The sequence below is a fragment of the uncultured Psychroserpens sp. genome (genome assembly GCF_947494225.1).
Lineage (GTDB): Bacteria > Bacteroidota > Bacteroidia > Flavobacteriales > Flavobacteriaceae > Psychroserpens.
In genome coordinates, this window is the sequence record NZ_CANLUG010000004.1 from 307,698 (window position 1) to 321,901 (window position 14,204).

The 14,204-nt window shown below is 34.7% G+C and carries 12 protein-coding genes; 5 read left to right on the forward strand and 7 right to left on the reverse strand.

Annotated features, from left to right (window positions below):
• Positions 1-29 precede the first annotated feature (29 nt).
• The 4 genes from Q0893_RS11820 to Q0893_RS11835 are packed head-to-tail and all read left to right on the forward strand — an operon-like array spanning position 30 to position 6,053.
• Positions 30-2,345, forward strand: a complete 2,316-nt coding sequence (locus Q0893_RS11820; protein WP_299275798.1) for an FdhF/YdeP family oxidoreductase — start codon at positions 30-32, stop codon at positions 2,343-2,345.
• Between the two features lie 12 nt (positions 2,346-2,357).
• Complete coding sequence (locus Q0893_RS11825; protein WP_298902289.1) at positions 2,358-5,513, forward strand: S41 family peptidase; 3,156 nt, start codon at positions 2,358-2,360, stop codon at positions 5,511-5,513.
• Positions 5,514-5,522: 9 nt separating this feature from the next.
• On the forward strand, positions 5,523-5,918 hold the full coding sequence (locus Q0893_RS11830; protein ID WP_298902288.1) for a cupin domain-containing protein: 396 nt from the start codon (positions 5,523-5,525) through the stop codon (positions 5,916-5,918).
• A 6-nt stretch (positions 5,919-5,924) separates the two neighbouring features.
• Positions 5,925-6,053 carry a hypothetical protein gene (locus Q0893_RS11835; protein ID WP_298902287.1) on the forward strand — a complete coding sequence of 43 codons (129 nt, stop codon included), beginning with the start codon at positions 5,925-5,927 and terminating at the stop codon, positions 6,051-6,053.
• A gap of 110 nt (positions 6,054-6,163) precedes the next feature.
• Here Q0893_RS11835 and nqrF read toward each other — a convergent pair whose 3' ends face one another.
• From nqrF to Q0893_RS11865, 6 genes are all read right to left on the reverse strand, one after another.
• Positions 6,164-7,477 carry an NADH:ubiquinone reductase (Na(+)-transporting) subunit F gene (gene nqrF / locus Q0893_RS11840; RefSeq protein WP_298902285.1) on the reverse strand — a complete coding sequence of 438 codons (1,314 nt, stop codon included), beginning with the start codon at positions 7,475-7,477 and terminating at the stop codon, positions 6,164-6,166.
• Positions 7,478-7,482: 5 nt separating this feature from the next.
• A complete protein-coding gene (gene nqrE, locus Q0893_RS11845; protein ID WP_298902283.1) occupies positions 7,483-8,190 on the reverse strand; it encodes an NADH:ubiquinone reductase (Na(+)-transporting) subunit E in 708 nt (235 codons plus the stop codon).
• Between the two features lie 69 nt (positions 8,191-8,259).
• Positions 8,260-8,904, reverse strand: coding sequence for an NADH:ubiquinone reductase (Na(+)-transporting) subunit D (locus Q0893_RS11850; RefSeq protein ID WP_298902282.1), 645 nt, complete (start codon positions 8,902-8,904; stop codon positions 8,260-8,262).
• Positions 8,905-8,908: 4 nt separating this feature from the next.
• Complete coding sequence (locus Q0893_RS11855) at positions 8,909-9,658, reverse strand: Na(+)-translocating NADH-quinone reductase subunit C (protein WP_299275805.1); 750 nt, start codon at positions 9,656-9,658, stop codon at positions 8,909-8,911.
• 2 nt (positions 9,659-9,660) lie between these two features.
• The gene (locus Q0893_RS11860; protein ID WP_299275808.1) at positions 9,661-10,887 is read right to left on the reverse strand and encodes an NADH:ubiquinone reductase (Na(+)-transporting) subunit B; all 1,227 of its coding nucleotides are present in this window, start codon (positions 10,885-10,887) and stop codon (positions 9,661-9,663) included.
• Positions 10,887-12,236, reverse strand: coding sequence for a Na(+)-translocating NADH-quinone reductase subunit A (locus tag Q0893_RS11865; RefSeq protein WP_298902279.1), 1,350 nt, complete (start codon positions 12,234-12,236; stop codon positions 10,887-10,889). The genes Q0893_RS11860 and Q0893_RS11865 overlap by 1 nt, the downstream gene beginning before the upstream one ends.
• A gap of 166 nt (positions 12,237-12,402) precedes the next feature.
• On the opposite strand from Q0893_RS11865, the gene Q0893_RS11870 reads away from it, so the two are divergent.
• Positions 12,403-13,656: a type IX secretion system plug protein domain-containing protein gene (locus tag Q0893_RS11870; RefSeq protein ID WP_298902278.1), complete on the forward strand. Its 1,254-nt coding sequence runs from the start codon at positions 12,403-12,405 to the stop codon at positions 13,654-13,656.
• On the opposite strand, the gene Q0893_RS11875 is transcribed toward Q0893_RS11870, so the two are convergent.
• The gene (locus Q0893_RS11875) at positions 13,653-14,144 is read right to left on the reverse strand and encodes a cysteine dioxygenase family protein (RefSeq protein WP_299275813.1); all 492 of its coding nucleotides are present in this window, start codon (positions 14,142-14,144) and stop codon (positions 13,653-13,655) included. The two genes, Q0893_RS11870 and Q0893_RS11875, sit on opposite strands and share 4 nt — an antisense overlap.
• Positions 14,145-14,204 lie beyond the last annotated feature (60 nt).

Here is a 14,204-nt window from a genome sequence, read left to right on the forward strand (position 1 = left end):
TAGTATATTTATCATATTAAGACAAACATATGAGTTCATCAGCTTCGGAAAAAGCATTAACATCAGAAAAATTTAATGACCTGAAATTAAAAAAACCAGCAACAAATAGTGTTGGTTTGCCTGCAGTAACATCGGCCATTAAGCATGCATTAAAATATATGGATGCGAAGACAGCTTTTGAAATATCTAAGAAAATAAATCAAAAAGGAGGTTTTGATTGCCCAGGATGTGCATGGCCTGATCCAGATGACGAGCGTTCTTCACTTGGTGAATATTGCGAAAATGGATTAAAAGCCATGGCAGAAGAAGCTCAAAACAAAATAATTGACGCCTCTTTTTTCGCTAAAAATAGTGTTGATGAGTTAGCCGAACTCTCAGATTTTCAGATTGGAAAATCTGGTAGATTAGCACAACCCATGTATCTCGCTAAAGGCGCTGCGCATTATACAGCTATTAATTGGGAAGATGCATATAAAAAAGTTGCTGATCATCTTAATAATTTAAGCACTCCTGATGAAGCCATTTTCTATACCTCAGGCCGAACAAGTAATGAAGCTGCTTTTTTATACCAACTATTTGTTAGAGCCTACGGAACTTCAAATCTTCCTGATTGCTCAAACATGTGCCATGAAGCAAGTGGTAAAGCCTTATCTGAAACCCTTGGTATAGGAAAAGGCTCAGTAAAACTTGACGATATATACAAAGCCGAATTAATTCTGGTTGTTGGTCAAAACCCTGCAACAAACCACCCAAGAATGTTGACAGCTCTTGAAAAGTGCAAAAAAAATGGCGGAAAAATAGTAGCCATAAACCCCTTACCAGAGGCAGGTCTAATAAAGTTTATCAACCCACAAAGTCCTCAAAAAATCATAACAGGAGGCACCAAGATTGCTGATGTCTTTGCTCAGGTTATGATTAATGGAGATGTCGCTCTGATAAAAGCCATCTTACTTAAATTGGTAGAAGCCGATGCGACTAATAATGCCGTTTTTGATCATGAATTTATTCAAAAGAATACAAGTTTCTATTCTGAATTTATTTCAGATTTAAAAACGTACAATTTTGACGATTGTGTGAAACGTTCTGGTGTTTCTGAAAGTGTCATTTTAGACATTGTTGATTTAATTATCAAGCGAGATAAAATTATTATCTGTTGGGCTATGGGTTTAACTCAGCATAAAAATGCCGTAGACAATATTAGAGAGTTTGTAAATATTCTACTTTTAAAAGGAAGTATTGGAAAAGAAGGTGCAGGAACTTGCCCAGTTAGAGGGCATTCTAATGTTCAAGGGGATCGTACTGTTGGTATTTGGGAAGCTGCTCCTCAAGCCTTTTTAGATAAAATTGAAGCCAAGTTTAACTTCAAACCACCAGTAAAGCATGGCTATGCCGTTATTGATGCTATAAAAGCAATGCATGAGAAAAAAGCAAAAGTTTTTTTTGGTTTAGGAGGAAATTTTATTTCAGCGGCACCAGATACAGTGTATACGGCAGAGGCCTTAGGAAATTGCGATTTAACCGTTCATGTGAGTACTAAACTTAATCGGTCTCATTTAGTAACAGGAAAAGAAGCATTGATACTTCCGTGTTTAGCCCGTTCTGAAAAAGACGTACAAAATGGTCAGGAACAACTCCAAAGTGTCGAAAATTCAATGGGTGTGGTCTCGGCTACAAAAGGAATTCTAACACCTTGTTCAAATCAGCTTCAAAGTGAAGTTGCCATTGTTTGTAATATCGCTCATGAAACTTTAAACGAAAAATCCACTGTAAACTGGTTACGTTATATAGATAATTATGCGCTTATAAGAGACGATATTCAAGAGGTGGTAGCAGGATTCGAAGATTATAACAATAAACTTCAACGACCTGAAGGCTTTTATTTACCTAATGGTGCCCGAACCAGACATTTCAAAACTAAAACAGGGAAGGCACACTTTTCTATTAATAAATTACCTGATTGGCAGTTAAAAGAAGGCGAGTTTATGATGACCACCATAAGAAGTCACGATCAATTTAACACTACTATTTATGGCTTAAATGACAGATATCGCGGTGTTTTTAATGAACGACGTGTTGTTTTCATGAATCCTGAAGACATGGAACAAAAAGGTTTAATGGCGAAAGACATTGTTAATATAACATCTACGTTTAATGGCGTGATGAGATCAGCACAAAAATTTAAAGTTATTCCTTATAAAATCCCTAGGCATTGTTGCGCCACATATTTTCCTGAGGCCAATGTTTTAGTGCCAATAGATAGCTATGCACATACAGCAAAAACACCATCCTCTAAAAGTGTCATTGTTACTATAGAAAAAGAAATCATTCAAAACATACCAAAATAACAGTTTAATATTATGAAAACACATTGCACACCTCTACTTTTTTTGTTTTTATTTTTTAATTCAATATTACAAGCACAGGAAGCCTATTTTCAAACAGATCCAACACTGACTCCAGATGGAAAAACTATAGTATTTAGTTATGATGGTGATTTATGGAAAACTCCTACTTCTGGTGGTGAAGCCTTACGAATCACAGCTATGGATGGTGAAGAAACTCTACCTCGAATTTCTCCAAATGGGAATTGGATTGCATTTAGTGGTACACAATACGGCAACAAGGATATTTATATTATGCCTATTAATGGTGGAGAGATTAAACAGCTTACATTTCATGATGCAGCAGATGATGTAGACAGCTGGTCTTGGGACTCAAAGCAAATTTATTTTACTTCTTCGCGTTACAATCGATTTGCTGGCTATGCTTTAAACATAGATGGAGGGACACCTGTGCGATTGTTTGATCATTATTTTAACAATGTGCACAATGTTGTTGAACACCCAAACACTGGTGAAATCTTCTTTAATGAGAGTTGGGAAAGTAAAAACTTCACTCATCGTAAACGTTATAAAGGTGATTACAATCCTGATATTAAGTCGTATAATCCAAAAACCGACACCTATAAAGAATATACAAGCTATAGAGGTAAGGATATGTGGGCAACAGTAGATCGAAATGGTCAAATATTCTTTGCTTCAGATGAGAACAACGATGAGTATAACCTCTATACATTTTTAAACAATTCTAAAATAGCTCTAACTAAGTTTTCATCGTCTATAGGGAGACCACAAGTAAGTGCAAATGGTCAAAAGGTAGTATTCACGAAAGACTACCAAATCTTTATATATGATGTGGCCACTAAAAAAGCACAGAAAGTGGCAATAAGACTAAATAGAAACAATACCCTTTCTAAATCGCAAGATTTCAAGGTAAAAGACAATATAAGTTACTTCGACATTTCGCCAGATAACAAAAAAATAGCCTTTGTATCACGTGGAGAGTTATTTGTATCTGATATCAAAGGTCAATTTATCAAAAAGCTAAATACCACTTCAAATGAGCGTGTTTTAGAAGTGAAATGGCTAAAAGATAGTAGAACATTATTGTACAATCAAACGGCAAATGGTTACAGTAATTTATTCACCATTTCGGCCGATAGAGATGGCACAGAAAAGCGTGTCACCAATGAAGCCAAGAATAACATCAATATTGTTCTGGATCACAAACTTGAAAACGCATGTTATATAAGCGGAAGAGACGAACTCAAACTTATGAGTTTAGGTTCATTTAAAAGTAAAACTATTGTTAAGGACGAGTTTTGGGCACTATATGCAGGTGCGGCTTACTTCTCTCCAGATGATTCTTATCTGCTTTATAATGCATATCGAAATTTTGAACTCGATATTTTTACATATCATATTCCATCAAAAAAAGTCATCAACTTAACCAATACAGGGGTTAGCGAATCTAATCCTGTATGGTCGCCAGATGGCAAGTACATTTTCTTTGAATCTAACTTAACTGAGCCGGGTTTTCCTAGAGGAAATAGAGAAGTTCATATTTACAGAATGGCATTAGATAAGTATGAAGCTCCTTATAAACTGGATAAATTTGATGCGCTTTTCAAAGAAGAAAGCAAAGACGATAACGATGATAAGGACAAAAATGATGACAAAGAAGATGCATCTTCTAGCGCTGTTACTATCGTAATTAATGAAAACGGCCTAATGGAACGTATAGAGCGTATAGGTCCTAATTTTGGATTACAAGGTGGTATAGATATTATTGGTAAAGATGAAACTACTTATATTTATTATTTTTCTAATCATGATAAAGGCAACTATAATTTATGGCGAACCATTATTAAACCTTTTGAACCTAATAAAACTGAAAAAGTAGGAACACAAAGTATTAGAGGTTTTCAAACAAAAATTGTAAAGAACACTCCATATATGCTCGTTAATGGCGCCATTAATAAAGTAAATCTAAGCTCTAATAAGCTCACTAAAATTAAAATCGACGCTACATTTCAGAAGAACTTAAACGATGAATTTAATCAAATGTTTTTTGAAGCATGGGCAGGTTTTGAATCTAATTTTTATGATGAAAATTTCCATGGAGAAAATTGGCAGAAATTAAGAGACAAATACGCCTCTTTTTTACCTTATATAACAAAGCGTTCACAGCTTAGCCTATTATTTAATGATATGTTAGGTGAGTTAAATACGTCTCATTTCGGATTCAGATCTAATGGTCCAGAAGATGATGCTTATTATGGAAGTAGAACGATGGAAACCGGAATTCAATTTGATAAAAACAATCCATATACTGTGGCGCGTATTGTTGCTAAAAGTCCTGCTGACGTCACTGGAAAAGATATTAAATCTGGTGATGTGCTTACACATGTTAATGGTCAGGCTGTAGATGCAAAAAGGAACAGAGCCTACTATTTCAGTAAGCCATCAAGGGATAGAGAGATACGTCTAACTTTTAACAGAGCTGGCAAATCACACGATGTGAGTATTCATCCTATTTCATCAGGAAATTTAAGAGGTTTATTATATGACGAATGGGTTGCTAATAATCAATCTTATGTAGATCGTAAAAGTGGAAATAAGATTGCCTATGTGCACATGAAGAATATGGGAGGAGGCCAGCTGAACAATTTCAAAAGAGAAATGGTATCTGAAGCCTATAATAAAGAGGCCTTAATTCTAGATTTAAGAAATAATACTGGTGGTAATGTTCATGATGACGTTTTACAATTCTTAGCACAAAAGCCTTATGCTCAGTGGAAATATCGTGAGGGCAAACTTGCTCCTCAACCAAATTTTGGACCTGCTGCAAAACCTATCATTATACTTGTTAATGAGCAAACTCTTAGTGATGCCGAAGTAACTTCAGCTGGATTTAAAGAGCTCGGATTAGGAAAAGTTATAGGAACAGAAACGTATCGTTGGATCATATTTACATCTGGCGCAGGATTAGTAGATGGCTCTTTTTATAGGTTGCCATCTTGGGGTTGCTATACTTTAGATGGAGATAATTTAGAGTTCACTGGTGTAAGTCCAGACATCTATGTAAAAGAAGACTTTAAAGACCGCTTACATGATAATCAACCTCAACTCGATAAGGCCATTGAGGACATTTTGAAAAGCCTAAAAAAGTAAACATTATTAATGCGTTTAAAAATAGAGTTCTTATATAATAGTCTAGTTGTAACACTTGTATGCTTCTTCCTACTTATAGTTAGCTGTAAGCATCAAAACGATCTGCCAGACCCTTTAGAAGCTGGCTGGAACAATGAGTCGGTTTGTGAGGTTGTTGAAGACAATGCAAATGCCAGAGTACTTAAGTGTACATTTAAACCAGGTGTTGGACACGAAAAACATTACCATAGACCGCATTTTGGATATACCATAGCGGGAAGTAGATTCAGAATTAAAGATACTACAGGAACAAGAGACGTAAATGTGCCAACGGGTTATAGTTTTAGTAAAGATGAAATGACTGTCCATGAAGTATTAAATATTGGTGACAGCACAGCCGTTTTTTTAATAGTAGAATACAAATAAAACGTCATGAGTGGATTTGACATTGTTATAGTAATTACCGTAATCCTATGTGCCAGACTTGGTATACGATTGGTTGCGGCATATATTAAAATGAAACAGGAATCAAAGGAAGATTATCCGAAAGACAACTCATAAGCTACTGCGCTTTAAAAAACAAAAAACCAACTCAATTGAGTTGGTTTTTTTTATCTAGATTCCACATCGTTATTGCGAAGTGATTGTCATAATTACATAACATTTAGTGTCTATCCACCAAAGTCATCAAATCTAATATTCTCGTCATCTATACCAAAATCTTCACCCATTTTTTGAACAGCTTGATTCATTAATGGAGGGCCACAGAAGTACAATTCGATATCTTCTGGTGAATCATGCTTTGATAAATATTGGTCTATTACCACTTGATGAATAAAACCTACAAACCCATCACCTGCTTCGTCATTTATATCAGCCTTAACTTTCCAATTGTCTTGTTCTAGTGGTTCTGATAATGCCAAATAGAATTTAAAATTTGGAAAATCTTTTTCTAATGCTCTAAAATAATGTATATAAAACAACTCAGCTTTAGAACGTCCTCCGTACCAATAAGTAACTTTACGACCTGTTTTAATAGTTCTAAACAATTCGTATAAATGCGAACGCATTGGCGCCATACCAGCTCCTCCACCAACGTACAACATCTCAGCTTCAGACTCATTGATAAAGAATTCGCCATAAGGCCCCGAGATAGTCACTTTATCTCCTTCTTTTTGGTTAAAAATGTATGACGATGCAATTCCTGGATTTACATCCATCCATCCACCTTTGGCACGATCAAAAGGAGGTGTTGCAATACGAACGTTAAGCATGATTTTTCTTCCCTCAGCAGGGTAAGAAGCCATAGAATATGCTCTTTCAACAGTTTCAGTATTTTTCATTACCAATGGCCATAATCCAAATTTTTCCCAATCTGGTTTAAATTTATCTGGCTCTCCTGGATGATCTTCAGGATGCGCAGTAACATCCATTTCAGAATACTTAACTTCAATTTCTGGAATTTCAATTTGAATATAACCACCAGCTTTATAGCCCATATCTTCTGGAATCTCTACAATAAATTCTTTAATAAACGTGGCTACATTATAGTTAGAAACAACTGTTGCTTCCCATTTTTTAATTCCAAAGATTTCTTCCGGAATGGTGATTTCCATGTCTTGTTTTACCTTTACTTGACAAGATAAACGAGCACCATGTTGTAATTCTTTTCTACTGAAATGTGGCGTTTCTGTAGGTAATGCTTCACCACCTCCAGATAAAACGTGACATTCACATTGTATACATGTTCCACCTCCACCACAAGCAGATGGTAAGAATATTTTTTCTCCTCCTAATGTTGAAAGTAAAGTACCTCCAGAAGCCACTTGAATCTCTTTTTCACCATTTATCTTAATCGTTACTGGACCAGATGGTGATAATTTTTGTTTAACAAACAATAATAGGGCAACCAATATTAATGTTACTAATAAAAATGCTGCTACTGTAGCTATTACTGTTCCTAATGTTCCTGCTGCTAATACCATGTTAATTAATTAGTTGTGTTATCTCCAAATTCATTATTCTCTTCCTCATTTTGAAGTTGTTGTACTTCTTCTTGAGGATTTGTGCTTTCTTCTTCACCTCCAGTTAACATTCCACCAAAACTCATAAAACCAATAGCCATAAGTCCAGTGATAATAAATGTAATTCCTAAACCTCTTAGAGCAGGTGGCACATTAGAGTATCTAATTTTCTCGCGGATAGCGGCAATAGCTAAAATTGCTAAGAACCATCCTATACCAGAACCTATACCATAAGTTGTAGCTAATCCTAATGTTGCTATTTCTCTTGATTGCATAAATAATGAACCACCTAAAATGGCACAGTTTACAGCAATTAATGGTAAAAAGATACCAAGAGAGTTATATAATGAAGGAGAGAATTTCTCTACTACAATTTCCACCAATTGTACCATGGTAGCAATTGTTGCAATAAACATGATAAATGATAAGAAACTTAAATCATAATCTGCATACTCTGGTCCCATCCAAGATAGTGCTCCAGGTTGTAATATATATTGATCCAACAACCAGTTTAAAGGCACTGTAATCGCTAATACGAAAATTACAGCGGCTCCTAAACCAACAGCTGTTGACACTTTCTTAGATACGGCAAGGTAAGAACACATCCCAAGGAATGTGGCAAATACCATGTTATCTATAAATATTGATTTGAAAAATAATTCTATATGTTCCATATTTTATATTTTTTCCTCTTTCATTTTTTCTCTAACTAGAATAACGCTTCAGAGAAATTGAAGAGGATTTTAATCCTCAATTAATGTTTTGTTTCTTGTACGTTGTACCCAAATAATAATACCTACAACTATTAATGCCATTGGCGATAATAACATAAATCCATTATTCTCATAACCAAATGCATAAAGTCCAGTTTTCTCAATAGGGTCTCCTAATACAGGAATACCTAATAAAGTTCCAGAACCTAAAAGCTCTCTAAAAAACCCTACAATAATTAATATTACAGCATATCCTAATGCGTTTCCTATACCATCCAAGAATGATCTCCAAGGTCCATTACCTAAGGCAAAGGCTTCAAAACGTCCCATGATAATACAGTTGGTAATAATTAATCCTACAAAAACGGAAAGGGTTTTACTTAATTCGTATGCAAAAGCTTTCAGAACTAAATCCACTATAATTACCAAAGTTGCTACAACAATAAGCTGTACAATAATTCTAATTTTTGATGGAATAATATTTCTCATTAATGAGATAACCACATTACCTACACCTAATACAAACAATACGGAGATTGACATTACTATAGATGCCTCAAGCTCTGCTGTAATTGCCAAAGCCGAACAAATACCTAATACTTGGATTGTAATTGGGTTATTATCTGCTAATGGATCTTTTATTAAAGCTGCGTCTTTTTTTGAAAGTAAGCCCATATTACTATTTTTTTAAGTTTTTAAAATAAGGCACATAAAGTTTTAAGTCACTTTTAATCATTGCCGAAACACCATCACCTGTAATAGTGGCTCCTGCAATAGCGTCTACCTCATTATCTGTTTTATCATTATTTTTTGGATCTGCATTACCCTTGGCAACATTAATTCCTTTAAAACTTCCATTGGACATTAAGTGTTCTCCAATGAAATCATCCATAAAGAAACGTTGTTTAATATTAGCACCTAAACCAGGTGTTTCTCCTTTATGATCAAAATATGCACCTTGCACAACCATATTCTCATCCATAGCAACATAAGCCCAAATGGCATCCCATAGACCTTTTCCTCTAATTGGAGCGATATAATATGTCTTACCATTTTCATCTTCTCCAACAAACAGAGGTAATTGTCTTTCTTCACCTGCCTTTGCTTTTGCTTGCTCTTTCTTAACATCGATTAAATACGCTTGATCATTCTCTACAGCCTGACCATTTTTACTTACAACCAATTGTTGTTTGATGTATTTATCAAATAATTGTGGAGCATCATCTGTTGATACAAAGTTTGCACTAGTACCTTCATTTTCATTTATGCCCATAGCATAGAGAATATTTTGTTGTTTCTCTAAACGTTCATTTTCTGTAATTTTATCTTTTGTTGCTTCTGCAATTCCTGATAAAAGTGTACCAACAATCAATACCATAGCTATGGCAAAAATTATCGTATATGAGTTTTTATCTGTTCTCTTTTCCATCATTAAGCAGTTTTAACTTTTAGACGTTTCATTCTTTTCTTCACATTACCTCGAACTACGTAATGATCTATAGTTGGTGCAAACACATTCATTAATAGAATAGCTAACATTACACCTTCTGGATAGGCTGGATTAAATACACGAATCATTATTGAAATAAACCCAACTAAAAATCCGTAAATCCATTTTCCTTTATTTGTTTGCGAAGCTGTTACAGGATCTGTAGCCATAAAGACTGTACCGAAAGCAAATCCACCAATAAGTAAATGGTGCCAAAACTCTGTATTCATCAAGCCAAAGAATTTGCTTGACTCTGTTATCCATCCTGAACTTATTACACCATTAAAAATTAATCCCATGGCTAATGCTCCTAAAACAGATGACAACATAATTCTCCAGCTTCCAATCTTCGTAAAGATTAAAAATAATCCAGCCAATAGAATTAAAATTGTTGATGTTTCACCAACAGAACCAGGAATAAAACCATTGAACATATCCATGATCTCATAACCAGCTCCTTTATTTTGAGCTAGACTTCCTAATACTGTTTCACCAGATATGGCGTCAAGTTTTTCACCAGCTGCAATCAATTGATCGCGCTCAACCGCACCTTGAACCCAAACTTTATCACCAGACATCCATGTTGGATAAGCGAAGAATAAAAAGGCTCTAATGGTTAAGGCAGGATTTAGAATATTCATTCCAGTACCACCAAACACTTCCTTTCCAATAACAACACCAAATGCTACAGCAACTGCAAGCATCCATAACGGTGTATCAATTGGTACAATTAAAGGCACTAACATACCTGTTACCAGATATCCTTCTTCTACCTCATGTTTGTTTTTCATTGCAAACAAAATCTCAATGGCTAAACCTACACCATAAGACACGATTACTAATGGAATAACTTTCCAGAAACCAACCATAAAGTTGTCCATAGTCCAAAATCCAGAACTAAAGAAACCACCTGTTGCTTGTTGAATCTCTCCAAATGCTAAGTGATGTTGGTAACCAGCGTTAAACATTCCAAAAAGCAAACAAGGAACCATTGCCATAATCACAATGTTCATGGTACGCTTTAAATCATCGGCTGCTTTTATATGAGTCCCATTATGGGTTGTCTCATTAGGTAAGAATAAAAACGTATGAATTGCCGAAAATGCAGGCAACCATTTTTTGTCTTTGTTCTTTTCTCTAAAATTATGTAAACTACTTTTTAAACCCATTATCCTATCTCTTTAAGCATTAAGTCTAATCCTTTTCTAATTATATCTTGGTGTGGCTGTTTGGAAACACAAATAAATTCTGTCAAGGCAAAATCTTCAGGTGCTACTTCGTACATTCCTAAAGCCTCCATCTCATCTAAATCTTCGTACATACATGCTTTTAGAATTTGCATCGGATAGATATCCAATGGAAAAACTTGCTCATATGATCCAGTCACAACAAAAGCCCTATGTTCACCATTTGTATTGGTGTTTAGGTTATACTTTTTCTTCGGATTCAACCAAGAAAACGTCAATGCTCTTGATGTTGATATTTTATTAAAAATTGGTTTATTCCAACCAAAAAATTCATAATCATCTCCTTCAGGGATAACGGTAATGACATTATCATAATATCCTAAACTCCCATCTGGTTTTACTTGTTTTCCAGATAATACATTACCAGAAATAATACGATCGTTTCCATCTTTTTCAACACCATTATCGTACACCATAGTTGCCACTTCGCTTCCTATTTTGGTTTTAAAGTATCTCGGTTTTTTAACTGAAGAACCTGCTAAAGCCACAATGCGTTCTGCATTAAATTTACCTGTAAGCAATAATTCACCAATAACAACAAGGTCTTGTGCATTTACAGTCCAAACAGTCTCGCCTTTATTTATAGGGTCTATTTTATTAATATGAGTTCCAACATTTCCTGCAGGATGAGGACCAGATACTTGATGAACTGTTGCGTCATTCATATTTGCCAATGGTGAGTTGTTAGACCCAACAGCAATATGAACTTGACCATCTGTTAATTTTGATAAGGCAGAAACAGCCGCTTGTAATTCGGTCTCTTTTCCTTCTAAAACAAAATCTAAATCGGCCGCTAGAGGAGCTGTTGCATAACCAGAAATAAAAATCGATTTAGGCGATTTTTCAGGATTTGCAATTACATCATATGGTCTTTGCTTAATAAATGCCCAACAACCTGAAGCCAATAAATGGCCTTTTATTGCCGCTGCATCAGCGTCCATATTAAACTTTCCAAAGTCTTTAAAGGATTGCTCCTTGTCCGCTTGAATCTTAATAGCATCAATACGTCTTTTAGGACCTCTTAATACTTCTACCACAGTTCCTGAAACTGGAGACACGAACTTAATGTCTTCATTTGATTTATCATAAAAGATAACATCACCTGCTTTTAACGTAGCACCTTCTTTGGCTACAAGTTTCGGAATAACGCTGTGAAAATCTTCGGGTCTGATAGTGCAGAAATTACTTATAATGGCTTGTTCAACTGCTTTTTCAGCTTCACCAATAAGTTTTATATCCAGACCTTTTTTAATCTTAATGTCTTTTGACATACGCTTTATATTGAAATTAGTTGTCTAAAAATCGGTGCAAATTTACGAATTTACCACGTAATAAAATAGTAAGGCTTTCTAAGTTTGTTATTTTTAAGGATTCTAAATAAGCTGAACAATATTAAGGCATAGATTTTGTTTATCTTTACATATCAAACTATTATTAATGATTAAGAACACTTATTATTTTCTGTTAGCTTTACTGGTTTCGAATTTGGGATTTTCCCAAGTTGAAGAAGTAAATCCTCCCGATTATATCAAGACCATCACCTTTAAAAGTAGAACGTCTTCGCAAGGACAACTCCCTATTATTAGATTAGGTGAGGCCTTTAATTTAGAATTTGACGTTCTCACTACAGATGAGCCCGATTTCTATTACAAAATAGAGCATTACAATTATGATTGGACGAAATCTAATTTGGTAAAAATGGAATACATGAGCGGCTTTGATAACTTCAGAATCATCAATTATCAAAACTCATTTAATGCCTATCAACTCTATTCTCATTATGATCTACAAATCCCGAATAAGCAAACACGGGGTTTAACCAAATCTGGAAATTATATCATCTCTATTTTTAACGAGGATGACGAACTTGTATTCTCTAGAAAATTTATGATTTATAAAGAACAAGTAGGTGTAGGCGTTAGCATTAAAAGGTCTAGAGATGTCAAATACCTAGAGAGTAAACAGAGTGTTGATATTGTTATAAATTCTGGTGGTTTAAACTTAAACAATCCTAAGGAAACTGTAAAAACTCTAATCATTCAAAACAACAATTTACACACGGCCATTACCGGAATTAAACCTCAATACACTATTGGAAAAGAGCTTATCTACAAATACACCACAGAAACAGCATTTTGGGCAAGTAATGAATTTCGGTTCTTTGAAACTAAAGATGTTAGAGGGGCCAATGTTGGTGTTCAATTTATAGACCTTAAAGATATTTACAACAGCTACTTATTTCTTGACGGACCACGATATAGTCAGCCTTATACTTATAATCCTGACATTAACGGTAATTTTTTAATTACTGCTTTAGATACCGATGACGTAGATATTGAAGCCGATTATACAAAAGTTCATTTCTCTTTGATTCATCCAAAACTTGAAGATGGTAAATCTGTGTACGTCTATGGGAATTTCAATAATTATGGGCTAGACGACTTAAACAAAATGTCATATGACGATACAAGTGGTCGATACGAAGCTGTAATTAAACTCAAACAAGGATTCTACAACTATAAATATGTTGTTGCCGATAGTAAAGGCCAAATAGATGAAGGTAAAATTAGTGGCAATTTTTGGCAAACCGAAAACAATTACAAAGTACTCGTGTACTATAGAGATTTAGGTGCTCGTTTTGACCAGCTTATTGGTTTTGGAGAAGCAAATTCGGTAAATATTACTAATTAATCTCTGAGTGCTAATTGCTTAAAAGTATCGTAATTCAATTGTCGGTCAATAAAACGTTTAGTAGATTCATCATACGACACGCAATTTTCAATAGGTTGAGCATATAAATGTAAACTTATAGAAGAGCCATTAGCACTATTTTTTAATTTATGAAACCCAATTTTGTCGTTCATAAACGTAAGCTGCTGTGGTATTACTTTTTGTGATCCTACCTCCTTTAAATGATCTAAGTCATCAAGACTAAACATAACTTCTTCCATTTCTCCCTCTAGTAAATACACCCAGCAATCTTCACCATCATGACCATGAATAGCCGTGCCTTGACCTTTTTCCCAACACAATAGAATAAGCTCAAATTTATCATCTCTATACAAACAGTTTCTCGTGTATTTTTCCTCAGACCAACTTTCAAACGGTTTAAAGTCTATAGTCTCGAAATTAAAATTATTAAGCACACTATTGTAATCTTCAACTGAAGACTTCGACAAAATCGCTATTAGTTTTTGAATGTTCTCTGGAGATTTCAAAGTAAGAATCTGATATTTAAG